Genomic DNA, 22,477 nt, shown 5'->3' on the forward strand with positions numbered 1-22,477 from the left:
GGGCCTTCGCCATGCCAAGCAAATCCCCATTGAAGACACTGGCGCCCGATGGATTCGGGCCGACCGTCACCGTGGGCGAGATCCTGGTGGAGATCATGGCCACCAGCCGTGGCAACGGCTTTCTCGAGCCCATCGCGCTGACCGGACCCTATCCGAGCGGGGCGCCGGCGATCTTCGTCGACCAATGCGCCAGGCTTGGCGGGCGGGCCGGCATCATCGCCTGCGTCGGCGACGATGATTTCGGCAGGATCAATGTCGAGCGCCTGCGCCGGGACGGTGCGGATGTCTCGGCCATCGCCGTCAGCCCAGACTATCCGACGGGCAGCGCCTTCGTGCGCTACCGTGAGGACGGTTCGCGCGACTTCGTCTACAATATCGGCAAATCGGCCGCGGCGCGGGTCGGCTTGACCCCTGAGGCCAGGGCGCTGCTGGCGCGTTCGGGCCATTTGCACGTCATGGGCACGGCACTCAGCATTCCCGTCATTTGGCAGGTGCTCGACCATGCCATCGATGTGGTCAAGGGACGTGGCGGAAGCATCTCGCTCGATCCCAATCTTCGCAAGGAACTGCTCGGCCATGGCCAGACGCGCGAGCGCTTCGCACGGCTTCTCGACATTGCGGATCTGATCCTGCCGTCGGGTGAGGAACTCCACACCGCTTCGGGCAACGACAATGAAGCCGACGCGCTCGCCTCGCTGTTTGCCCGCGGCGCCGGCGAGGTCGTCGTCAAGCGGGGCGCGTTGGGCGCGTCCCTGTTCGGCGCCGACGGCAGCCGCGTCGAGTCGCCCGGCTTCCTGGTCGAGGAGATCGATCCGACCGGCGCGGGCGACTGTTTTGGCGGCGCCTACATCGCCTGCCGCAGGCTCGGCATGCCTGCCGTGACCGCGCTCGATTACGCGAATGCGGCAGGCGCGCGCAACGTCACGCGGCAAGGCCCGATGGAAGGAGCCGGTACGCGCGCCGAACTCGATCTGTTCATTGCCAACACGCCGAGGCGACGCCCGTGACCGATCCATTGCTGAAACTTGCAAATTCCCGGCGGCGGGGCGCGGCGGAAGGCATCACCTCCGTCTGCTCGTCCCATCCGGTCGTGATCCGGGCCGCAGTGCGCGACGCCGCGCTGTTCTCGCGGCCGCTGCTGATCGAGGCGACCTGCAACCAGGTCAACCAGTTCGGCGGCTATACCGGCATGCAGCCCGCTGACTTCGTCGCGGCGGTGACCGCTATTGCAGGCTCCGAAGGCCTTGCGCCCGAGCGGGTCATCTTCGGCGGGGATCATCTCGGTCCCAATCCATGGCGAAAGGAAGATGCCGGCGCGGCCATGGCGAAGGCCGAGGACATGGTGTCCGCCTATGTCCGGGCCGGTTTCCGCAAGATCCATCTCGATGCCTCCATGGGATGCGCGGGCGAGCCGGCGGCGCTGGATGACGCTACGATTGCCAGGCGCGCCGCCCGCCTGGCGCGCAAGGCCGAGGACGCCGCCAGCGGGACCGACCGGCCACTCTACGTGATCGGCACCGAGGTTCCGCCGCCGGGCGGAGCGGATCATCTCATCGGCGAAATCAGCCCCACAAGCCTGTCCGCGGTCCAGCACACACTGGCGGTGCATCGGCAGATCTTCCACGAGAACGGCCTCGCAGACGCCTTCTCGCGGGTCATCGCCGTGGTGGTGCAGCCGGGCGTGGAGTTCGGCAACGAGAACGTGGTCTTCTACGATCGCGCCAAGGCGCTGCATCTGCGCGAATTGCTCGACCAGGAAGCGGGCCTGGTCTACGAAGCCCATTCCACCGACTATCAGACGCAAGCGGCCCTACGCGAACTGGTCGAGGACGGCTTTGCCATCCTCAAGGTGGGGCCGCAGCTGACTTTCGAACTGCGCCAAGCGCTCTATGGGCTGGACCTGATCGCCTCCGATCTGTTGCCCGACTACGGCGCGCGCCCGCTTTATCAGACCATGGAAGCGCTGATGACGGCCGATGCCAAGGACTGGCACAGCCACTACCACGGCTCTGCGGCGCAACAGCGCGTGCAGCGGCACTATTCGCTGTCGGACCGCATACGTTACTACTGGAACCATCAGGAGGCGATGGAAGCTGTCCAGCGATTGACGGCCGCCTTGTCGGGCAAGGCCGTGCCGGTGACGCTGTTCCATCAGCATCTGCCCGCGCTCGACCGCTTTGCCGGGCAGCCGCTCGATCCGGAGGCGGTGTTGGTGGCCGCGGTTCAGCAGGCGCTGGAGGGCTACCGCTTCGCCTCCAGCGGTTGAGCGGCCGATAGCCAGGGGACGCAGTTCGGTCATTTCGACGACTTGTCGGCTTACTTGCTTGAGGTGTGCCTGCACCGGGGTAATAGTCGCGACGGAATGGCGAGGAGGAGGATATGACGCTGAACTTCGACCCAAGGGCGAAGGCCGCGACGCTCTACCATGGCGAATTCCGGCCGATGTTCATCGGCGGCAAATGGGTCGCTGCGCAGTCCGGACAGGAGATGCAGGCGCTCAACCCGGCGACGGGGCAGGTGCTGGCGACGGTGCCGCGCGGAGGCGCCGCCGACATCGACGCGGCGGTGGCGGCTGCGCGCACCGCTTTCGAAGGTCCGTGGTCCGGATTTTCGCCTTACGAACGGCAGTGCGTGCTGCTCAGGATCGCCGATCTCTTCGAGAAGAACTGGGAAGAGCTCTGCGTCTCCGACACCCTCGACATGGGGCTGCCGATCACGCGCACGCTCGCCAACCGGCGCCGGGTCATCGGCATGCTGCGCTTCTATGCCGGGATGGCGACCGCGCTGCATGGCGAATCAATCGACAATTCGATCCCGGGCGAGATCGTCACCTTCACCCGGCGCGAGCCGGTGGGCGTGGTCGGCGCCATCATTCCCTGGAACGCGCCGACCGCCGCGTCGATCTGGAAGATCGCGCCGGCGCTGGCTACTGGCTGCACGATCGTGCTGAAACCTTCCGAGGATGCATCGCTGACGCCGCTTTTGATCGCGCGGCTGATGCAGGAAGCGGGCGTTCCCGACGGCGTTGTCAACATCGTCACCGGAACCGGGGCCGAAGCCGGCGCGCGGCTTGCCGAACATCCCGACGTCAACAAGATCGTCTTCACCGGCTCGACGCTCACCGGCCAGGCGATCGCCCGGGCGGGTGTTGCCAATCTAAAGCGCGTTTCATTAGAACTCGGCGGCAAGTCGCCGCTCATCGTGTGCCGCGACGCCGATATCGACAAGGCCGTTCCGATCGCGGCGATGGCTGTCTTCGTGCATTCGGGCCAGGTCTGCATCGCCGGTTCGCGGCTGTTCGTGGCGCGCGAAATCCATGACGAGTTCGTGCGCCGGCTCGCTGACTTCGCCGGCAGGCTGCGCATCGGCCACGGCATCGAAGCCGAAACCGAAATGGGGCCGCTCATCAATGCGCGGCAGGCCGGCAAGGTTGAGGGCTACATCAAGGCCGGCAGCGAGGAGGGCGCGGAACTGGTCGCCGGCGGATCGCGGCTGACCGGCGGCCTCTATGACGGCGGCAACTTCATCGCGCCGACCGTCTTCGGCGCAGTGTCCGACCAAATGACCATCGCGCGCGAAGAGATCTTCGGGCCGGTTATCTCGGCAATGCCCTTCGATACGCTTGACGAAGCCGTCGCCCGCGCCAATGCGACGCCCTATGGGCTGGCCGCCGGCATCTTCACCACCCATCTCGGCACGGCGCACAAGCTTGCCCGCCGGGTCAAGGCGGGTTCCGTCTGGGTCAACATGTACCACGCCATCGACCCCGCCGTGCCGTTCGGCGGCATGAAAATGTCCGGGTATGGCCGCGAGGGCGGCATCGAACATCTGCACGAATATCTGGAGACCAAGTCGGTGTGGATCCAGACCGACTAAGGCTTTTGTCGGTTTGTCAGGCGAGCCGGCCTGCGCCGCCGGTTCTCACGCTGCCGCTCATGCACGCCGGCTGCAAATCAACCGGCGCCCGTTCTCAGGAACTTTTCTTTATCCGGCGATTTTTGGATATAAGATGAAATCCGGTTGGCCAGGAAGGTGTTGTCGATGACGACGAAACGCTTCGCGATCTGCGCTCTCGCCCTTGTGATGGGCTGCGGCATCGTCTCTTCGGCGTCCGCCGGGGCCAGGCACCGCCACCACCAGGGCGAACCCGAACGCTATGTTCCCGCTGACGGCGATATTATTGACATACTGTTCGGCGGCCCGCGCTACTATGACCGGCAGCTTGTCACGACGGCCGCCGGCGCCTGTTCCTACCACCGGGTGGGGCCGGATGCGAATGCGCTGAACAAGATCAACGATCACCATTGCGGAAAATAGCGGGCCGACCGCTCCGCAAGCAGGCTCATGACGCTTCCCATCCGGGAAAGCGGTCCGGCCGCAGCCATGTCTGGGCTGGGCTGCCATTGCCGGAAAACACGGCGTCAACCAGCCAGCGCGCGGTGGCGGGGGCGGCATGCATGCCGATGGAACCCATGCCGCCATGCACGAACAGGCCCTCGACGGCCGTCCTGCCAGCGACCGGCAAGCCATCGGACAGCATCGGGCGGTTGCCGGGATAGACGTTCCTGACCTGCGGCGCGCCGAGGCCCGGCAGCATGCGCAGCGTGCGGCTGGCGATCCGGCTCGCCATGTCGGTGTTGCGGACGAGATCGCGGAAGGCCGGCTGGACGGAGGCGCCAAGCCTGGCATCGCCGCCGCCCATGGGGTTGAGGCAGATGGCTTCCACCGCCGGCTGGTCGTCGCGCTGCGCGGCGACATCGGCAAGGCCGTCGAGCCTCATGCGCCGGCCGAGCTCTTCCTGATCCGGCCAGGTCAATTCCTCGACGATCCAGGGCAGCTCGAAGTCGAGTTTTCCCAACTGGATCAACCAGCCGCGGCCGGCGGTGAAGGGCAGGCCGGGCAGCGGTCCGTCGCCGACGGTGCGGCGCAGAAGGTCCCACATCCACAATCCGTTGGCGATGAAGATGAGATCGGCGGGAACGATCCCCTGGTCGGTCAAGATACCCTGGACCTTGCCGCCCCTGGAGAAGATCTGGGCGACGCGCAGGCCGGTGCGGATCGTCGCGCCGGCCTCACGGGCGGCGTGGGCGAAGGCATGTGTCGCGCCCATGGGTTCCAGCGTCCATGCACGGCCGACGGAATAGGCGCCTGCCACGTTGAAGCCGACACGAGGGTGGTCGCGCGCCAGTTCCTTGCCCGTGATCTTTTCCATTGCCACGCCGGCTTCCCTGTAGCGGTCGGCCACGGCGGCAGCCGCCTCGAAACTCGCCTCGTCTTCGGAAATCAGCAGATGTGCGATGGCGGCGAATTCGAAGGGAACGGGTCCGTCGGCAAGCTCGGCATAGATCGCGACGCTGGCGTCCAGCAGTTCGACGACCTTTTTCTGCGGGCCGGTGAGCAAGGTGCCGGTGTTTCGTCCTGAGGACTCGGCGGCGATCATGCTCTGCTCGAGGATCGTCGTCTTGAGACCGTGGCGGGCCAGTTCATAGGCGAGCGTGCAGCCGGCGATGCCGCCGCCGATGACCACGGCATCCATTGGTGTCTGGACGCGAGTCGAGTTGAAGGACATGGAGCGCAGCCTCCTCCCAATGAAAGCATCTCGTATACTCGTATACGAGATGCTTTTCAAGTATGCCGCCCACGACTGCCGCAAGTGCCGCCACGATATCGTCTTCGGTCCGAGCCGGGCGCAGGCCAGTCGGCGATTTCCTCAGCAAAGGCGGGTAGCCTATTCAACGACTTGCGGCTGGATCCGCAAGTTCGGCACGAATCTCCGCACCATGTTCGTCGCGTGCCGGACTTTTCGCCGGTGCCTTTGCCGTCCGTTTGGAAAAACGGGGGGCGGAGGCAGCTTGGAGGGCGCCATTCTCGACCAACCAGGAGCCGCGTGCGGCCATGTGCGGATGCAGCGCCGCCTCATGCGGGCTGAGCACAGGCCCGACGCAGGCATCCGTTCCTTCGAACAATTTCATCCACTCGTCTCGGGATTTTTCGGCAAAGATCGCTTCCAGCCGGCTGCCGAGCTCAGGCCAGAGGCCGCGGTCGAACTGAGCGGCGAACTGCGGATCGCCGCCCAGACCAAGCCTGTCGAGGAACAGCGCATAGAATTTCGGCTCGACGCACTGGACGCTGATGAAGCCGCCATCAGACGTGCGGTAGACGCGGCACCAATGCGGTCCGTCCAGAAGGCTCCGGCCACGCTCGGCGGCAAGCCCGCCGGATGGTGCGAGCGACATCAACAGGTTCATCATATGGGCCGAGCCGTCGACGATCGCCGCGTCGACGACCGTGCCTTCACCACCGGCGCGGGCGTTCATGATGGCGGCCAGCATGCCGATCACCAGATAGAGCGCGCCGCCGCCTATGTCGCCGACCAGCGTCGGCGGCGCCATTGGCGGCTCGCCCGGCAGGGAAGCATACCAGAGTGCGCCCGACACGCCGGTATAGTTCATGTCGTGGCCGGCGGTGCGGGCGAGCGGGCCTTCCTGCCCCCAGCCGGTCATGCGGCCATAGGCCAGGCGAGGGTTGGCGGCCAGACACACATCTGGACCAAGCCCGAGACGCTCCATCACGCCCGGCCGGAAGCCCTCGATCAGGCCGTCGGCGGTGGCGATCAGGCGCATCAGCACGGCAACGTCCTCGGCATCCCTGAGGTCGAGCGCGATAGAGCGCTTGCCGCGATCGAGCAGCGAGCGCTCGGGAAGGCCCGGCACGGATGCATGCTTGCGGTGGACGACGATCACGTCGGCGCCGAGATCGGCGAGCAGCATGCCGGCAAAGGGCGCCGGCCCCAACGCCTCGATCTCGACGATGCGGATTCCCCTGAGCATCCCACCCTCCACGGCATTCAAACTTTCGGTAAGGCACACTTTTGGTGTCACGCAGGGGCGACGGTGTGTAACCCTGCTCTTTTGGCATTGAAGCACGTGTCGCCGGTATATACGTCAGGGCCATGAAAAAAATCGGTTTCCTGTCATTCGGGCACTGGACGCCCTCGTCGCAATCGCAGGTGCGCTCGGCGTCGGACGCGCTGTTGCAATCCATTGATCTCGCCGTCGCGGCCGAGCAACTCGGCGCTGACGGCGCGTATTTCCGCGTCCACCATTTTGCCCGACAGCTCGCCTCGCCATTTCCGCTGCTGGCGGCGGTCGGCGCCAAGACCAGCCACATCGAGATCGGCACGGCGGTCATCGACATGCGCTACGAGAATCCGCTCTACATGGCGGAGGACGCAGGTGCCGCCGACATCATCGCAGGCGGGCGCCTGCAGCTCGGCATCAGCCGGGGCTCGCCCGAACAGGTCATCGATGGCTGGCGCTATTTCGGCTACGCGCCGCAGGAAGGCAAAAGCGACGCCGACATGGCGCGGCATCACGCCGAGGTCTTCCTCGACACGCTGCGCGGCGAGGGCTTCGCCCAGCCCAATCCGCGGCCGATGTTTCCCAACCCGCCCGGCTTGCTGCGCCTGGAGCCGCATTCTGAAGGCCTGCGCGAGCGCATCTGGTGGGGTGCCGCCACCAACGCCACTTCGGAGTGGGCGGCGAAGCTGGGCATGAATTTGCAGAGCTCGACCCTCAAATTCGACGAAAGCGGCAAGCCCTTCCATATCCAGCAGGCCGAGCAGATCCGGATCTATCGCGAGGCCTGGAAGGCGGCCGGCCATGAACGCGAACCGCGCGTCTCGGTCAGCCGCAGCATTTTCGCGCTGGTCGACGACCGGGACCGCGCCTATTTCGGGCGCGGCAATGAGGGCCGCGACCAGATCGGCTTCATCGAGGAAAACACGCGGGCGATCTTCGGGCGCAGCTATGCCGCCGAGCCGGACGTGCTGATCAAGGAGTTGGCCGAGGACGAGGCGATCGCCGAGGCCGACACGCTGCTGCTCACCGTGCCCAACCAACTCGGCGTCGACTACAACGCCCATGCCATCGAGGCGATCCTGACCCATGTCGCGCCGGCGCTGGGTTGGCGCTGACAGCCGAGCCGTGTAACCATCGCTGCTGCGGACAGTTCAGGAGGTTCACTGCATGGCAAAGAAGGCCTTGATTGCCTGGGGTGGGTGGGAAGGCCATACGCCCCAGCGCAGCGCCACTGTGGTGCGCGACATGCTGGAGCGCAATGGATACACGGTCACGCTCGGCGAGGGCACGGGGATGTTTGCCGATCCGGAGCTGAACTCATTCGATCTCATCGTGCCCGTCATCACCATGTCGAAGATCGAAAAGTCCGAGCTGCAGAATCTGACGCGCGCGGTTCGACAGGGAACAGGACTCGGCGGTTTCCACGGCACGATGGGCGACAGTTTCCGCAACGAGCCGGACTATCAGTTCATGACCGGCGGCCAATGGGTCGCGCATCCCGGCGACATCATCGACTATCGCGTGGTCATCACCAAACCGGACGATCCGATCACGAGAGGCATTAGCGACTTCGCCTACCGGTCGGAGCAGTACTACATGCATGTCGACCCGAGCAACGAGGTGCTGGCGACGACCACCTTCACCGACGAGCATTTCCCGGGCATCGGCGGCGTCGACATGCCGGTTGTCTGGAAGCGAAGATATGGCGCAGGCAAGGTCTTCTACAGTTCGCTCGGACACACGGCGGATGAGTTCGCGATGCCGGAAATGGCTGTCATCGTCGAGCGTGGTTTGCTCTGGGCCGCGCGGGGGTAGCTGCCCACTGAAACCGCGACAGCCTACCAATCGGCGACGCGATCGCCGCCTGTGAATTGCGCGCTCTTGCCGGTGTATTCGAACAGTTCGATCTTCACGCCGTCGGGGTCGCGCAGCCAAGCCTGATAGGTGTCGTCGCAGGCGAGTTTTTTCGCGGTGACCTCCACGCCCCTGGACGCGATATGCGTGATCGCGGCGTCGATATCCTCCACCTCCAGGCAGAAATGGTTGATCTGGTTCGTCTCGCTGAACCGCGCACCCTCTTTGTGAAAAACCTCGATATGGCTGCGGCCGCCGCAATTAAGGTAGAAACCGAAAATCTTTCCGTCGCGCAGGAAATTGAACTGGATATCAATGCCCAGGACATCCTCGTAGAAGCGCCGTGTCTCGTCCAGATCATTGGCGAAGATGCAGACATGGGCGAGTTGTTTGACCTTGATCATGGCTGGCTCCTCATAATTTCGCAGGTTCACATAGCCCGGCGCGAAATTGGCCCGCGTGGGCTCATCGTCATTCAATCCCGCCGGTGACCACATAGGCGCCCGCGCTGCGTCCATCCCGCAGCCGCATCACCGCCGTGACGATCGAGCCGTAGGGGCCGCGCCAGACGCTGTGGATCCGTTGATGCTCCGCGGCCGGGACAAACGCCCGGCCGGTCAGACGCGCGCCGGCTCGGCGCATCGCGACGGCATCTCCGTTGACGTGCACCTTGATGCTGGCGTGCTCCGTCTCGGTTGCGTCGACGGGGAGGTCGAGCGTGATGACGATCTCGTCCTGATCGCCGCTGTCGCGCGTCTCGGCCGCAAGCTTGATTGCGAGCGCGGGCGCCTCGCCATTGCCGGCTTGAGTGGGCCGGCGCGAAAACACGTCATCGGCCAGTTCGGGCGTGCGCGGCGGGCGTGTGCGGCGCCGCGTGGAGCGCTCGTAATCGCCGGCCATGCGCAACAGCCTTTCATCGTCATAGGCCTTGCCGGCGAAGGTCAGGCCGACCGGCATGCCGATGTCGGCCATGGTGCCCATCGGCACGGTAACGGTCGGGATGCCGAAATGCCGCCACACCAGGTTGCCGTTGGCGACCCAGGTGCCGTTGCGCCAGGCAAGCGCCGCGGAGGCCTCAGTGATGTCGGCATCGGCGGGCCCGACATCGGCGACGGCAGGCAGCACGACGGCATCAAGCCTGTTCGCGTCCAGCCAGTCCTCGAAATCGAGCCGCCGCGTCGCTTCCAGCCCTTTCAGCCCGTCCTCCATCGTCGGAATGGCCCGGAACGGCGTGACGCCTGATTTCGCGCGCTCGACATACTGTGCCAAGTCGAAACCGCCTTCATAACGGTCGGGCAGCGTGCCCGGTGGCTGCGGAAAGATTTTCGGGCCGTCGACCGAAACGAGATCGGGAATGTTCAGATCATCGTTCGCGCGCAAAAAATCATCCCAGGCTGAGATGCAGAGGTCCCAGATCTCGCGATCGGCGAAGTCCGGCGGCACCAGAGCGCGGTCGACCATGGTGCGCGCGCCGGGGCGATCGCGCTCGTAGTTGGAGACGACAGGAAAATCGACCTCCATCACCTCGGCTCCAAGCCGTCTCAGGTCCGCCGCCGCTTGCTCCCAGAGATCAAGCACGGAGGCGCGGGTTTCGATCCGCCGGTCGGCGCCGCTGTCGCGGCCGATATACATTCTGGGTACGCCAAGCCGCATGCCTTTCAGCGACCCCGCTAGCGCCAGATCGGTATAGCGCGGCGGCCGGATTTCGGAACTCTTCGGCAGCGCGATCCAGGGCTGCGCGCGCCAGAAATCGCCCCGCGTCTCGGGATCGTCGGCGACGATCACATCCAGCAATTCGAGCATGTCGGGCACGCTACGCGTGTGCGGCACGACGACATCCATGGTCGGCACAAGGGGCCAGTTGCCGCGCACCGAAATGACACCGCGCGACGGCGTGTAGGCGACCAGCGCGTTGTTGGTGGCCGGCGCGCGGCCGGACGACCAGGTTTCCTCGCCAAGCCCGAAGGCGCAGAAGCTCGCCGCCGTCGCGGTGCCCGAGCCATTCGAGGAGCCGGACGCGAAGGCGGCGGTCAGGTAATCGGCATTGTAAGGGCTTTCGGCACGGCCATAGACGCCGCGTTGCATGCCGCCATTGGCCATGGGCGGCATGTTGGTGAGGCCGATCAGCACCGCGCCGCCGGCGCGCAGCCGGGCGATGGTGAAGGCGTCCTCGTTGGCGATGAGATGCTCGAAGGCCGGCGAGCCGGCGGCAACAGTCAAGCCAGACACTTTGTAACTGTCCTTGGCGGTGTAGGGGATGCCATCGAGCGGGCCGAGCGTCTTGCCCTGGCTGCGGCGCCGGTCCGAAGCCACGGCTTCCTCGAACATATCAGGATTGAGAACCGGGACCGCATTGAGGCTGATGCCGTGCCGGTCGAAATGCGCGATGCGCCCGAGATAAGCGCCGACAAGTTCGACGCTGCTCACCGTGCCGTCGTCGAGCGCGCGCCGCAACTGTTCGATCGTCGCTTCGACGATGTGAAGGCTGGCATCGGTCATCTTCTGGCCCCTGGCGATCGTTTCCAGGCATGGATGAGCGAGGCCGCCGGCTTCGGCAAGGGCCAATCGCGATTGACGGTGGTCCTGGCACGGTGCCGCGGTTGCATATCCCGACTGGCAAAAAGCGGCTGACCGATGCAACCTCTAATAGAGACGGCGCGTCAGGTGCCTTCTGGAGCGGCGAGGTCCGGATCCGGCAACGAGGAGTTGCGCCTCTGGTGCAGTCCGTGGGCAACTATTCGCCAAATAGTGAATATCAGTCCCTCAAAACGACTTGCAAGCGTAAGCTGAAGCTCGCAGAAGTTGCGGCAGAAGCATGCATTGAAGAAAACTCATGCCGCCACCCCAGCATGAAAGGGGGATCATGCCTGACCAGAATGCCCTAATCCGCGCTGCCATAGGGCGGCTGCTCGCCGAAAAAACCGGGGTTGCCGCCATTTCGATGAAGGAAAGCATCGAGGAATTGCTGGAGCGAACCGGCGAGACGGTGACCGAGGACAGCCTGCAGGATCTGCTGCTCGAGATGGCCGAGGTCCGTGGAATGACGGTTGTTCTCGACGTTTAGCGAAGCCGTTCCGCCACAGCCCGGGCGTGGCGTGCCGGCTCGCCCCGATCGGCCATCCGGCCTATTTCACCCCAGCAAGTTGCGCGCCGTGCGCATGAAGATCTTCGACCCGATCGGGATCAAATCGTCGGGGAAATCATAGTCGGGATTGTGCAGGGCAGGGTGGCGCTCGCCGGCGCCGAGGAAGAACATGGCCGACGTCGCGCTGTGGCCGAACAAGCCGAAATCCTCCGAGGCGCGCATCGGCAGGGCTTCTTGCGTGTGCGCGACGCCCTCTTCGTCGAGGGCGCGTTGCAGATGCTCCACCGCGTCCGGCGCGTTGACGCTGGCGACGAAGATCTCGTGGTAGTCCCAGCTTGCGGACAGGCGATGCTGGCCCGCGATCTTCGTGACCAGCGCTTCCGCGGCGGCGCACAGATCCGCCATGCGCTCGTCGCGCCTGGTGCGCAGCGTCGCCCAGACCTCGGCGTGGGCGGGCGCGATGCCGAACACGGCTTCGCCCATCTCGGCATGGGTGACGGTGACCATGCCGAAATCGTCGTCGGCGAACGTTCCGTGCCCGAGCGCGGGCAGGGCAGGCATCAACGCGCTGATCGCCGGCATCGGCGAAATTCCGGTCTCGGGCATGGAGGAATGCGCGGTCTTGCCCTCCAGCACGATGCGCATGCCGCGCGAGGCGCAGTTGACCACGCCCGGCTTGAGCCGCACCTCGCCGAACGGCACGCCGGGCAGATTGTGCAGGGAGAAAGCGAAATCGGGCGCGATCTCGCCGAAGCGGGGATCGGCCACCACCCCGGCGGCCCCATTGCCGGTTTCTTCCGCCGGCTGGAACATCAGCACGACGCGACCGCTGGCGGGCCGCTCGCGCCCCAACTGGCGTCCGAGCGCCGCCAGGATCGCGGTGTGTCCGTCATGGCCGCACATATGCGACTTGCCTGGCACGCGCGAGGCATGCGGCACGCCGGACAGTTCTTCGATCGGCAGCGCGTCGAGTTCCGAACGAAACAGGACGGTTGGTCCGTTTTTGCCGCTGTCGTAGACGGCCGCGACACCATGCCCGCCCAATCCGGTCAGCACCTTGTCGGGATTGGTATCGGCGAGGAAGTCGACGACGGCTTTTGCCGTCTTTTCCTCCTCGTTCGAGATTTCCGGCTGCTGGTGCAACTTGCGCCGCCATTCGGTCAGCTCGACGATGTCCCGGTTGGTGAGAGTCATGATTTTGGCCTCCGCTGTATCGCTCACGACGCGCCCGATCGACCGGGCGCGTCGGAAGGATAGCTAGCGGCAAATGGCTGAAACCGCCACCGTCTGGCCTATTGATTTATCTCGGGCTCGACGAGCTTTGCCAGGTTCCGCAGCGACTCCTGCCAGCCGAGATAGCAGGCCTCGACCGGGATGACGTCGGGAATGCCGGCCTGGGTGATGTCGATCTCGGTGCCGACAGACACTTTTTTCAGGGTGACGGTCACCTGGATCTCGCCCGGCAGATTGGGGTCGTCGAACCTGTCGGTGTAGCGAAGGCGCTCACCGGGAACGAGTTCGAGATACTCGCCGCCGAAGGCATGGCTGTCGCCGGTGGTGAAGTTGCGGAACGACATCTTGAACGTGCCGCCCACCTTGCCCTCGAAGTGATGAACCGTGCAGGTGAAGCCGTTCGGCGGCAGCCACTTCGCCAGCGCGTCGGCCTCGACGAAGGCGCGATAGACTTTTTCCGGGCTGGTGGTGAGAACACGGTGCAAACGTACGGTGCCGGGCATATCATATCCTTTCATAATGCCTGTTCGATGCCCCAAGGACGAGCGGGGCCCGGCCAGTCCGACACCGGCTCCTGGAATTTTTTCAGAGCCTCGGCCGCGGCCTGCGCGACTGGCTTACGCCAGTTCAGGCTGGGTTGGGACTCGATTTTGCGGCGGCTGGCCCAATCGTCGAAAATGACGAACCGGATAGCCATTATGAGGAGACTGTTTATAACGGTCGCTGAGATCGCTGTGACCAAGGGGAGACGATGCGCTACATACGTCCACTTTCAATCGAAGATGCCGTTGGCCACTTGGCCGGATCGGCCGGAACGGCGGCCATTCTCGCCGGAGGCAGCGACCTGCTGGTGAGGATGAAGGGCGGCTTCATCGAACCCGAACTGATCGTCGACATCAAGGCGATCGCGGCCTTGAGCGAAATCAGGGAGACGGCCGACGGCTTCAGCATCGGTGCGGCGGTTCCTTGCGCGGTGCTGGGAGAGAACGCGGCCCTGAAGAAGGCCTGGCCCGGCGTCGTCGAGGCGGCCAAGCTGATCGGCTCGAAGCAGGTGCAGGGACGCTGCACCATCGTTGGCAATCTGTGCAACGCCTCGCCGGCGGCCGACAGCGTGCCGGCGCTGGTGGCGGCCGGAGCCAGGGCGGTGATCGTCGGGCCCGCGGGCCGGCGCACCATCGCCGTGGAAGCCGTGCCGACCGGACCGGGCAAGACGTCGCTCGCCAAGGGCGAGATCATCGAGGCGATCCTGCTCGACAGCCAAGCGCCGCGCTCGGGCGACGCGTATCTCAGGTTCATCCCCCGCACCGAGATGGATATCGCGGTGGTCAGCGCCGGCGTGAACCTGACGCTCGACGAGCAAGGTGTCGTCAAGGCGGCCCGCGTGGCGCTGGGCGCCGCCGCGCCCACGGTGCTTCTGGTGCAGGAGGCCGCCGAGGCCCTCATCGGCAGGACGCTGGACGAAGCCGCGCTCGAGCGGCTCGCCAAGGTCTGCTCCGGGGCCTGCCGGCCCATCGACGACAAGCGGGGCACGATCGAGTTCAGACGGAAAGTCGCGGGCGTGCTGGCCAGGCGGGCCGCCACGTCAGCCTACAAGCGTGCAGGAGGCAAGTGATGGCCGGTGTAGCAGTTTCAACCACGATCAACGGCGACAGCGTCGAATATCTCTGCCAGCCCGACGAGACGCTGCTCGACGTGCTGCGCGACCGGCTCGGGCTGACCGGCGCCAAGGAGGGCTGCGGCACCGGCGACTGCGGCGCCTGCAGCGTCATCCTCGACGACCGGCTGGTGTGCTCTTGCCTGGTGCTGGGCGCGGAGGCGCAAGGGCGCCGCGTGGAGACTGTCGAGGGCATGGCGCATGGCGACCAGTTGCATCCGCTGCAGCAGAAGTTCCTGGAGCACGCCGCGCTGCAATGCGGCGTTTGCACGCCGGGCTTCCTGATCGCGGCGAAGGATCTTCTGGCCAAGAACCCCGACCCGACCGAGGAGGAGATCCGCTTCGGGCTGGCCGGGAATCTCTGCCGCTGCACCGGCTATGACAAGATCGTGCGCGCCGTCCAGGACGCCGCAAGCGTGATGAAGGGAGCCTGACGATGAATTTCGATCCGCGTTTTTCCAATCGCAATTTCGCTTCGGTCGGCACGCGTCCCATCCGTCCCGACGGCGTCGACAAGGTGACCGGCCGCGCCCGCTACGGCGCCGACTTCAACATGGCCGGCCAACTGGTCGGGCGTGTGCTGCGCAGCCCGCACGCGCACGCCAAAATCAGGAAGATCGACACTTCGAAGGCGGAAAAGCTCGCCGGCGTGAAGGCGGTGATCACCGCGGCCGACCTGCCGGACCTCACCGACGGCGATGCCGCCATGTACGACATCCTCGACAATTGCATGGCGCGCACCAAGGCGCTCTATGACGGCCATGCGGTGGCCGCTGTCGCCGCGATCGACGCCCGCACCGCCAGGCAGGCGCTGAAGCTGATCGAGGTCGACTACGAGGTGCTGCCGCATGTCACCGATGTCGACCAGGCGATGCAGCACCACGCGCCCCTGATCAACGACGCCGTCTTCACCGAGGGGCTGGAGGAAAAGCCGGTCAAGCCGTCCAATGTCACCAAGCGCAGCCAGTTCGGCCATGGCGACGTGCATCAGGGCTTTGGCCAGGCCGACTTCATCGTCGAGCGCTCCTTCAAGACCGAGCAGACGCACCAGGGTTATATCGAGCCGCATGCCTGCGTGGCCAATGTCAGCTCCGACGGCACGGCGGACCTGTGGGTCTGCACGCAAGGGCATTTCGTTTACCGCCAGCATTGCGCCCAGCTGCTGGGCATGGAAGCCTCGAAGCTGCGCGTCACCTCCTCCGAGATCGGCGGCGGCTTCGGCGGCAAGACCCATGTCTGGGCCGAGCCGGTGGCACTCGCTCTGTCGCGCAAGGCCGGCCGGCCGGTGAAGCTGGTGATGACCCGCGACGAGGTGTTCCGCGCCTCGGGCCCGACCAGCGCCACCTCGATCGACGTCAAGATCGGCGCCCGCAAGGACGGCACGATCACTGCGGCGGAAGCGACGCTGCGCTACACAAGCGGCCCTTATGCCGGCACCTGGGCCGAGATCGGCGCCATGACGGCGTTCGCCTGCTACAGGCTGGAGAACGTCAAGACCGTCGGCTACGAAGTGCTGGTCAACCGGCCGAAGACCGCGGCCTACCGCGCGCCGTCGGCGCCGATGGCGGCCTTCGCGGTGGAAAGCGCCGTCGACGAGCTCGCCAAGGAGATCGGCATGGACCCGGTCGACTTCCGCATCAGGAACGCGGCGCAGGAAGGCACGCGATCATCCTACGGCCCGGTCTATGGCCCGATCGGCATCGGCCCGACGCTGGAGGCGGTGAAGAACCATGCCCACATGAAGGCGCCGCTGGGTAAGAACCAGGGGCGCGGCATGGCTTGCGGCTTCTGGTTCAATTTCGGCGGCCAGACCTGCACCGACCTCAACATCGGCATGGACGGCTCTGTCTCGCTTGCCGTAGGCACGGTCGATGTCGGCGGTTCCCGCGCCTCGCTGTCGCTGGTGGCGGCGGAGGAGCTGGGCATCGACTATTCGCAGGTCAAGGCCGTCGTCGCCGACACGTCCAGCCTCGGCTACAACGACATGACCGACGGCAGCCGCGGCACCTTCTCCTCCTCCATGGCGACCATCTCGGCTGCCCGCAACGCCATCAAGGTGTTGCGCGAGCGCGCCGCGCAGATGTGGGACATTTCCGTCGACGACGTGGTCTGGGAACAGGGCCATGCGGTGGCCAAGGGCGAGAAGCACGGCAATCTCGGCAAGCTGTCGCTGAAGGAGATCGCGGCGCAATCCGGCAAGACCGGCGGGCCGATCGCCGGCCATAGCGAGCTCGTCGCCGACGGCGCCGGCGTCTCCTTCGCCACCCATATATGCGACATCGAGGTCGATCCCGACACCGGCTCGACCAGGGTGATCCGCTACACGGTGGTGCAAGATGCCGGCAAGGCGGTGCACCCGACCTATGTCGAGGGCCAGTACCAGGGCGGTGCCGCGCAAGGCATCGGCTGGGCGCTCAACGAGGAATATATTTACGGCAAGGACGGGCGGCTGCAGAACGCCGGCTTCCTCGACTACCGCATCCCGGTCTGCTCCGACCTGCCGATGATCGACACGCAAATCCTGGAGATCCCCAACCCCAACCACCCCTATGGCGTGCGCGGCGTCGGCGAAACCTCGATCGTGCCGCCGCTGGCGGCGATCGCCAATGCGGTGTCGAACGCCGCCGGCGTGCGCATGACCCACATCCCGATGTCGCCGCCGCGCATCCTCGCGGCGATCGAGGCGGAACGGGAAGGCTGATGGTGCAAGTGACGCTCTGGGGGGCGCTTGCCGCGACCGCCGGAGGCCAGAGCAAGGTCGAGGTCGAGGCCAAGGACATAAGGGAGCTGTTCAGGAAACTGGCTGAACAGTATCCCGGCCTCGAGCCGCTGATCGATCGGGGGATCGCGGTGGCGATCGACGGGGTGATTTACCGGGATACGTGGGGGAAGAAGCTGCCGCAGGGGGCGGAGATTTTTCTGCTGCCGCGGTTGGCTGGGGGGTGAGGGGGCGTAGACTGCAGCCTCGATGGTCGAGAGCTGACTGAGAAGCCCACTAAGAACCAATCCATCTACTATGTTTGCCTGACCGGAATCTATCTCGCTCCGTAAGCCAGGGGGATAAATTTGGTCGCTGAAGCCGTAATCATAAGAACCACTTCAGCCGGGTTGAATATGCCAACAAAAATTTAACCGCTCTTGTTGCAAGCGCAATCTGGCGCTTCTTGACAATTGTCGGCATAATGTGTCCGCGTCGGCATGGGGAAAATATGAGAGTTTCTAACGTCAAGAAAGTTCGAGCGGACGCTCACCAACCGACATATAGCTTCGTAGATATATTCGCAGGTTGCGGTGGGCTGAGCCTCGGCCTAATGCAAGCCGGTTGGAAAGGACTCTTCGCGGTAGAGCACGACGCCAATGCGTTCCAAACATTACATGATAATCTAATCGCGCCAGAAGCGCGATTCCAATTTGCATGGCCAGATTGGCTTTCCAAGACCGCCAATGATGTCGCTGAGCTGCTAAAGTCCCAGCGTCAGCGGCTTGCGGCGTACGCCGGCAAGGTGGATATGCTGGTCGGGGGGCCCCCATGCCAAGGATTTTCAAGCGCTGGGAAACGGAATCCAAATGACCCGCGAAATCGGCTCGTCGAACAATACCTTGAATTCGTGCACCTTCTGGAGCCTCGCGTTGTCCTGATTGAAAATGTTCGAGGAATCACAACTGACTTTGACGATAGCTCCTCGGACGGTGGCAAGCTAAATTACGCTCAGTGGATCATTAAAGCTCTTGGCAGGAACTATGATGTTTCCACTAAGATGCTTGATACATCCTCCTTCGGCGTTCCGCAAAAACGCCATAGGTTCTTCATTGTTGGCTTTAGAAAGGGAAGCGGAATAGAACCTCTCCAACTCTTCAATGCAGTAGAGCGAGATCGACAGACTTTCCTTCGTCATAAAAACATATCCAGCGTTCCAGTCTCCAGTAAGGCTGCGATTTCAGACCTGGAGGTCTCCCGCAACGGCAAAATACCGAGCCGCGACAGTCCCGGGTTTCAGGACATCGCATATCAAGGGCCGCTTACAGCCTATCAAACGCTGATGAACGATGGGTGGGTAGGAATCCCCCCCGATACACGGCTCGCCCGACACCGGCCGGAAATTGCAGCGCGCTTTGGCAAGATCATTGATCTATGTCATGCAGATGGGCGGCTAAACGTGTCATTATCGTCAGAGATAAAAGCAAGCTTCGGGTTAAAGAAAAGTGCAATACGGGTTCTTGACCCAAATTTACCATCTCCCACGGTCACGAGCATGCCGGATGATCTAATTCACTATTCAGAGCCTCGTGCCCTTTGTGTGAGGGAAAACGCGCGACTTCAGAGCTTCCCCGATTGGTTTGCCTTCAAGGGGAAATATACGACAGGTGGCGAGCGGCGAAAAACAGAAGTGCCCCGCTTCACCCAGGTGGCAAATGCCGTTCCGCCGCTAGTTGCAGAGGCTATTGGCCTGACAATAGCAAAGCTGTTGCGAGAAGGCGGAAAGCCAGCATATTTGACTATGGAAAAACCTCATCGAGTATCTCCTGAAATTCAAGAAGCGCAACCCTGAGCATACGCATATCTGCCGCAGTGAGTTCGACACCTTTGCGATCGTAGAACTTGCGGGAAAATCCGTTCCTTTCAACCCGTATATGCGCTAAATCGTTACGCTTTGGCATTATCTTTGTACGATAGCCATCAAAATTCCCACTACGCTCCTTATGCAATTTCAGCTCTTTCATCAATTTTTGAAGCAATCTGAAACGATCGTCACTTGTGTAGACGCCGTGATGATCGATCAGTTCAGATACGTGCTTAACCGCTTTGAGAGCATTTAATGATTCTTCAAAGAATTCGCGCTTCTCTTCGAGTCGTTTCTGAATTGCCTGTAAGGTAATCTTCTTCTGCTCGTCGTTGCTATCGTCAAAGGCTTTTGATAGCCTCACGGAGATCACCTCATCGATATCACTCGTGGCTCCCATAACAATCCCGCGTGAGTGATCAATATCCAAAACTTTACGAACTAGATTCTTGAATACTTCCTCCACTACGCCGGGCAAGTCAGGTCGATAGGCAGTAAAAAGGCCCTGGATATTCCTTTCGCCCGCCATCCGTGACAAGTCCGCAGTGGCTTTTGCGGAATAGAAGATGAGGTCTTTATACGGAAATATGGCTCGAACTTCTGTAAGACCTTGATCTCCAGATTTTCCTGGGCCGAGATCATAGTCCATTAAAATCAAGTCGATGTGGTCTCCGTAAATGTCATCCGCGAGATATCCGGTAGCCTCGTCGACTGATGACGCAAATCTGACAGCGAGCCGAAATCCCTCTTTTCGAATTTGCGATGCTATGCGCTCCCTTTGGTCCGATACGTTGTTGGGCTGGTCCTCAACCCAAAGAACATTGAAATCCAGCCTCATCTCGCAATCCTAATAAGAAGAGATGCCCCGCGACGTCCTTCGATTCGCGCCGCCTCGATTGTTCCGTTCATTTCACCAAGTACATGTCGAACGTGGTAGAGGCCTAGGCCAGAACCGTCTGTTGTTGTGAAGCCTTTTTCAAAAACGCGTCCTAGGTCATCAATTTCCCGACCGAACCCTTGTCCATTGTCCGTGACTTGCAGATGAAGGGTCGTTTTGCTGGGATGGCTGATCGCAAATACCATCCGAGTGGCCCCCGCCTTTCGGGCGTTGGCGATCAGGTTGTCCACAACCACCGATATATCGATAGGCTTAAATCTTTGATCGAAACCCTTCCCGTCATTTGTCACTTCGACAGTCAGAGGGCCAGACAGAAAATCCCTTGCGACACCATTGATATATTGCTCGACGTACTCCCCCATATCCGCTTCGATATTTTCGGACTCGAGCCTGAAATTGGCTTTGGTCGCAAATTTGGAGACGCCGAGTATCTTGCTGTTCAAAAAGGCAATTGCCTCCATCACATCTACAACGTCTGGAACTGGCACCGCGGCCCGGCCCGAGATTTTCACCAGGAAGTTTTCAATCTTCTGCCTAACGACGCCTCCATAGATCGTTATCTGATGGTGCAACGATATAATCGTGTCCTCATCAAGTGTAGAAATAGAGGAAAGGAAGAGATTGCGTTTTCGTTCTTCTGCTAATTTTTCTGAGGCCTCCGTAGCTACTTTCTCGGCTGCGTAGGCGCGTGCCTCTGCCGCCTCTTTTGCCTGCCGCTCTTCATCCGCTTGTCGGCGAGCCTGCTCTTCAGCCTCTCGAAGCTCCTCAAAGCGACGCTCTGCTGCCTCGATATTGTCGAATAGACTCCTGTCTTTTGTCTTTTCAGCTATGGCTCGCAAGCTGCTCAGAGACGCCTCAAACTGCGCCGAGCGCTCGCTAAGTATCCCAATTAGACGTCTGCTATACTCAAGCAGCTGAACGTTTTTGTCGTCGACAAGCTTAGCGACTGCTGCCGCGACACGCGCCCGGCCCGGATCGGTTAGCAGACGTGAGACGTCGCTGGTATTCTTATCTTCTTTGTCGACGAATGTGACCGGGACAACATATCGCTCTAATCTGGTCAGACAGTAATCCCTGAAGCATTTCCGCAACTGGACGACGGTGGGGGTTTCGATGAGACCAGCGTCACGGCTGGATGCTTCCTGAAAATCAATGTCGCCGCCGAACACATCAATACGACCAATTACATCGCGCGTTCCGAGAAACCGGGCATAACCTTGCGCTTTGCGTCGATCCATCTGAAACCAGTCGTCGCCCTCCTCCCCAATCGGGTACACACGAAAACCGTTTCTAAAAAGGAATACCGACCCGAACTTGACCGACGGCACCCCCATACGTCGCGCGAAAGTCATTTTGGCTGACTGGTTTAAGAAAAAGATTTGGCAACGGAAGCCGGATTTCGCCAAAAGCGGAAATTCATTAGGTTCCCGTACCCGATAGATGAGTTCGCCTCGATCTGTTAGCGTACTCTCGATATATTCTCCAGTCTCGTCAATGGCTACATCAATGTATGTTGTCTTCTCCTGCAAGGTAGAGAAGATGAAATTGCCAACCTCCCCGTTTACGACAGCATTTGGATTTACACCATCACCTTTTCCTTGCTTTGTGGCCCGCTCGGCGCGAAGCTTCTCAACTTCATCGGCTTCCAACTCGGATGGTGCATATACGACGATGCGAAATCCATCCGTTGACACTCCGAATGGGTTTATCAGTTTAGCCAACGCGGATTTCAGCCTGAGGATTTTGTCTCGATCCCAATGGCGACGGGTTCTTTCGATCGTTATGACCGTGCCATGCTTCGGAGCGGTGAGTTCGCTGGGGAGAGAGAAACCCTCAGGTTGGACGGCATAATTTATGCCGATTTTTTCGAAGTGCTCAGTATGATCTCTGTCGAAGCGATCCCAATCGACAGTAATGCAATTTACAAGACCATTCGGTTCGGACTTTGGTCGTGTTTGCAGGCGGACAAGATGACCAAGCCGGTCCGAAGAAAACCGGCCTATACCTTTACTCCCCGCATAGTTCCGACGCTCGGCTATATCGTCTCGGAAATCAGCGTCACGGCCGGACTCGCGTTTCGCAGAGTAGGCAACAAAAAGCCATTTTGTTTTGATGTCGTCATATGACATTCCGATGCCATCGTCTGCGACGGTAATTGTTGACTCGCTGAAATACAGCTCAACAAGCGCAGCTTCCGCGTCGAAGGAATTCTTTACCAGTTCAAATATCGCCACCTCATCATCGGTGATGAGTTCGCTTCCAAGCACACTTTTGAGGCCCGTGCTTACATCGAAATGAAGTCGTTCTCGTTCGACAGCTGTCATCGATTCT

21 protein-coding genes are annotated in these 22,477 nt (G+C 62.2%); 12 read left to right on the forward strand and 9 right to left on the reverse strand.

The annotated features are described in order from the left end of the window. Positions 1-11 precede the first annotated feature (11 nt). From FJ953_RS01055 to FJ953_RS01070, 4 genes are all read left to right on the forward strand, one after another. Positions 12-1,007 carry a sugar kinase gene (locus tag FJ953_RS01055; RefSeq protein ID WP_140622800.1) on the forward strand — a complete coding sequence of 332 codons (996 nt, stop codon included), beginning with the start codon at positions 12-14 and terminating at the stop codon, positions 1,005-1,007. After that, positions 1,004-2,266, forward strand: a complete 1,263-nt coding sequence (locus tag FJ953_RS01060) for a D-tagatose-bisphosphate aldolase, class II, non-catalytic subunit (protein WP_140517327.1) — start codon at positions 1,004-1,006, stop codon at positions 2,264-2,266. The genes FJ953_RS01055 and FJ953_RS01060 overlap by 4 nt, the downstream gene beginning before the upstream one ends. Before the next feature lie 113 nt (positions 2,267-2,379). Continuing rightward, positions 2,380-3,876, forward strand: coding sequence for an aldehyde dehydrogenase family protein (locus tag FJ953_RS01065; protein WP_140521364.1), 1,497 nt, complete (start codon positions 2,380-2,382; stop codon positions 3,874-3,876). Positions 3,877-4,041: 165 nt separating this feature from the next. Then, on the forward strand, positions 4,042-4,317 hold the full coding sequence (locus FJ953_RS01070; protein WP_140517323.1) for a hypothetical protein: 276 nt from the start codon (positions 4,042-4,044) through the stop codon (positions 4,315-4,317). A 25-nt stretch (positions 4,318-4,342) separates the two neighbouring features. Here the strand turns inward: FJ953_RS01070 and FJ953_RS01075 are convergent, their stop codons facing one another. Beyond that, positions 4,343-5,569 (reverse strand): FAD-dependent oxidoreductase, encoded by a 1,227-nt coding sequence (locus FJ953_RS01075; RefSeq protein WP_140622802.1) that lies wholly within the window; start codon positions 5,567-5,569, stop codon positions 4,343-4,345. Between the two features lie 163 nt (positions 5,570-5,732). Further along, on the reverse strand, positions 5,733-6,830 hold the full coding sequence (locus FJ953_RS01080; RefSeq protein ID WP_140521366.1) for a CaiB/BaiF CoA-transferase family protein: 1,098 nt from the start codon (positions 6,828-6,830) through the stop codon (positions 5,733-5,735). 122 nt (positions 6,831-6,952) lie between these two features. Here FJ953_RS01080 and FJ953_RS01085 point away from each other — a divergent pair, with 122 nt between their 5' ends. Beyond that, positions 6,953-7,975, forward strand: a complete 1,023-nt coding sequence (locus FJ953_RS01085; RefSeq protein ID WP_140622805.1) for an LLM class flavin-dependent oxidoreductase — start codon at positions 6,953-6,955, stop codon at positions 7,973-7,975. A gap of 52 nt (positions 7,976-8,027) precedes the next feature. After that, the gene (locus FJ953_RS01090; protein WP_140499244.1) at positions 8,028-8,675 is read left to right on the forward strand and encodes a ThuA domain-containing protein; all 648 of its coding nucleotides are present in this window, start codon (positions 8,028-8,030) and stop codon (positions 8,673-8,675) included. Positions 8,676-8,698: 23 nt separating this feature from the next. Here FJ953_RS01090 and FJ953_RS01095 read toward each other — a convergent pair whose 3' ends face one another. Together FJ953_RS01095 and FJ953_RS01100 are read right to left on the reverse strand one after the other, a co-directional pair. After that, on the reverse strand, positions 8,699-9,118 hold the full coding sequence (locus tag FJ953_RS01095; RefSeq protein WP_140499242.1) for a VOC family protein: 420 nt from the start codon (positions 9,116-9,118) through the stop codon (positions 8,699-8,701). Positions 9,119-9,185: 67 nt separating this feature from the next. Continuing rightward, complete coding sequence (locus FJ953_RS01100) at positions 9,186-11,213, reverse strand: amidase (RefSeq protein WP_140622807.1); 2,028 nt, start codon at positions 11,211-11,213, stop codon at positions 9,186-9,188. Between the two features lie 364 nt (positions 11,214-11,577). On the opposite strand from FJ953_RS01100, the gene FJ953_RS01105 reads away from it, so the two are divergent. After that, complete coding sequence (locus tag FJ953_RS01105; RefSeq protein ID WP_140622808.1) at positions 11,578-11,778, forward strand: hypothetical protein; 201 nt, start codon at positions 11,578-11,580, stop codon at positions 11,776-11,778. A gap of 66 nt (positions 11,779-11,844) precedes the next feature. Here the strand turns inward: FJ953_RS01105 and FJ953_RS01110 are convergent, their stop codons facing one another. The 3 genes from FJ953_RS01110 to FJ953_RS30340 form a co-directional block, all read right to left on the reverse strand. After that, on the reverse strand, positions 11,845-12,993 hold the full coding sequence (locus FJ953_RS01110; RefSeq protein WP_140622810.1) for an amidohydrolase: 1,149 nt from the start codon (positions 12,991-12,993) through the stop codon (positions 11,845-11,847). A 98-nt stretch (positions 12,994-13,091) separates the two neighbouring features. Further along, positions 13,092-13,535 (reverse strand): SRPBCC family protein, encoded by a 444-nt coding sequence (locus FJ953_RS01115; protein ID WP_140499234.1) that lies wholly within the window; start codon positions 13,533-13,535, stop codon positions 13,092-13,094. Positions 13,536-13,546: 11 nt separating this feature from the next. Next, the gene (locus FJ953_RS30340; protein WP_181174993.1) at positions 13,547-13,729 is read right to left on the reverse strand and encodes a hypothetical protein; all 183 of its coding nucleotides are present in this window, start codon (positions 13,727-13,729) and stop codon (positions 13,547-13,549) included. 54 nt (positions 13,730-13,783) lie between these two features. On the opposite strand from FJ953_RS30340, the gene FJ953_RS01120 reads away from it, so the two are divergent. The 5 genes from FJ953_RS01120 to FJ953_RS01140 all read left to right on the forward strand — a co-directional run bounded on the left by FJ953_RS01120 (position 13,784) and on the right by FJ953_RS01140 (position 19,236). Then, on the forward strand, positions 13,784-14,644 hold the full coding sequence (locus tag FJ953_RS01120) for a xanthine dehydrogenase family protein subunit M (protein ID WP_140499232.1): 861 nt from the start codon (positions 13,784-13,786) through the stop codon (positions 14,642-14,644). After that, positions 14,644-15,120 carry a (2Fe-2S)-binding protein gene (locus tag FJ953_RS01125; protein ID WP_140622812.1) on the forward strand — a complete coding sequence of 159 codons (477 nt, stop codon included), beginning with the start codon at positions 14,644-14,646 and terminating at the stop codon, positions 15,118-15,120. The genes FJ953_RS01120 and FJ953_RS01125 overlap by 1 nt, the downstream gene beginning before the upstream one ends. A gap of 2 nt (positions 15,121-15,122) precedes the next feature. Further along, positions 15,123-17,387: a xanthine dehydrogenase family protein molybdopterin-binding subunit gene (locus FJ953_RS01130; RefSeq protein ID WP_140622814.1), complete on the forward strand. Its 2,265-nt coding sequence runs from the start codon at positions 15,123-15,125 to the stop codon at positions 17,385-17,387. Further along, the gene (locus tag FJ953_RS01135; RefSeq protein WP_140556300.1) at positions 17,387-17,632 is read left to right on the forward strand and encodes a MoaD/ThiS family protein; all 246 of its coding nucleotides are present in this window, start codon (positions 17,387-17,389) and stop codon (positions 17,630-17,632) included. The genes FJ953_RS01130 and FJ953_RS01135 overlap by 1 nt, the downstream gene beginning before the upstream one ends. A gap of 263 nt (positions 17,633-17,895) precedes the next feature. Then, the gene (locus FJ953_RS01140) at positions 17,896-19,236 is read left to right on the forward strand and encodes a DNA cytosine methyltransferase (RefSeq protein ID WP_181174994.1); all 1,341 of its coding nucleotides are present in this window, start codon (positions 17,896-17,898) and stop codon (positions 19,234-19,236) included. On the opposite strand, the gene FJ953_RS01145 is transcribed toward FJ953_RS01140, so the two are convergent. After that, positions 19,184-20,086: a response regulator gene (locus FJ953_RS01145; protein WP_140622818.1), complete on the reverse strand. Its 903-nt coding sequence runs from the start codon at positions 20,084-20,086 to the stop codon at positions 19,184-19,186. The genes FJ953_RS01140 and FJ953_RS01145 overlap by 53 nt on opposite strands. After that, a complete protein-coding gene (locus FJ953_RS01150) occupies positions 20,083-22,470 on the reverse strand; it encodes an ATP-binding protein (protein ID WP_140622820.1) in 2,388 nt (795 codons plus the stop codon). Before FJ953_RS01150 ends, FJ953_RS01145 begins: the two co-directional genes overlap by 4 nt. Positions 22,471-22,477: the final 7 nt, after the last annotated feature.

The sequence above is a fragment of the Mesorhizobium sp. B2-3-6 genome, from assembly GCF_006442305.1.
Lineage (GTDB): Bacteria > Pseudomonadota > Alphaproteobacteria > Rhizobiales > Rhizobiaceae > Mesorhizobium.

Coding starts and splice junctions, on each gene's coding strand:
- FJ953_RS01080 (WP_140521366.1), bottom strand. CDS start 6,830: ATGCTCAGGGGAATCCGCATCGTCGAGATCGAGGCGTTGGGGCCGGCG.
- FJ953_RS01150 (WP_140622820.1), bottom strand. CDS start 22,470: ATGACAGCTGTCGAACGAGAACGACTTCATTTCGATGTAAGCACGGGC.
- FJ953_RS01135 (WP_140556300.1), top strand. CDS start 17,387: ATGGTGCAAGTGACGCTCTGGGGGGCGCTTGCCGCGACCGCCGGAGGC.
- FJ953_RS01130 (WP_140622814.1), top strand. CDS start 15,123: ATGAATTTCGATCCGCGTTTTTCCAATCGCAATTTCGCTTCGGTCGGC.
- FJ953_RS01085 (WP_140622805.1), top strand. CDS start 6,953: ATGAAAAAAATCGGTTTCCTGTCATTCGGGCACTGGACGCCCTCGTCG.
- FJ953_RS01070 (WP_140517323.1), top strand. CDS start 4,042: ATGACGACGAAACGCTTCGCGATCTGCGCTCTCGCCCTTGTGATGGGC.
- FJ953_RS01065 (WP_140521364.1), top strand. CDS start 2,380: ATGACGCTGAACTTCGACCCAAGGGCGAAGGCCGCGACGCTCTACCAT.
- FJ953_RS01095 (WP_140499242.1), bottom strand. CDS start 9,118: ATGATCAAGGTCAAACAACTCGCCCATGTCTGCATCTTCGCCAATGAT.
- FJ953_RS01125 (WP_140622812.1), top strand. CDS start 14,644: ATGGCCGGTGTAGCAGTTTCAACCACGATCAACGGCGACAGCGTCGAA.
- FJ953_RS01100 (WP_140622807.1), bottom strand. CDS start 11,213: ATGACCGATGCCAGCCTTCACATCGTCGAAGCGACGATCGAACAGTTG.
- FJ953_RS01090 (WP_140499244.1), top strand. CDS start 8,028: ATGGCAAAGAAGGCCTTGATTGCCTGGGGTGGGTGGGAAGGCCATACG.
- FJ953_RS01145 (WP_140622818.1), bottom strand. CDS start 20,086: ATGAGGCTGGATTTCAATGTTCTTTGGGTTGAGGACCAGCCCAACAAC.
- FJ953_RS01115 (WP_140499234.1), bottom strand. CDS start 13,535: ATGCCCGGCACCGTACGTTTGCACCGTGTTCTCACCACCAGCCCGGAA.
- FJ953_RS01055 (WP_140622800.1), top strand. CDS start 12: ATGCCAAGCAAATCCCCATTGAAGACACTGGCGCCCGATGGATTCGGG.
- FJ953_RS01140 (WP_181174994.1), top strand. CDS start 17,896: ATGAGAGTTTCTAACGTCAAGAAAGTTCGAGCGGACGCTCACCAACCG.
- FJ953_RS01110 (WP_140622810.1), bottom strand. CDS start 12,993: ATGACTCTCACCAACCGGGACATCGTCGAGCTGACCGAATGGCGGCGC.
- FJ953_RS01075 (WP_140622802.1), bottom strand. CDS start 5,569: ATGTCCTTCAACTCGACTCGCGTCCAGACACCAATGGATGCCGTGGTC.
- FJ953_RS30340 (WP_181174993.1), bottom strand. CDS start 13,729: ATGGCTATCCGGTTCGTCATTTTCGACGATTGGGCCAGCCGCCGCAAA.
- FJ953_RS01105 (WP_140622808.1), top strand. CDS start 11,578: ATGCCTGACCAGAATGCCCTAATCCGCGCTGCCATAGGGCGGCTGCTC.
- FJ953_RS01120 (WP_140499232.1), top strand. CDS start 13,784: ATGCGCTACATACGTCCACTTTCAATCGAAGATGCCGTTGGCCACTTG.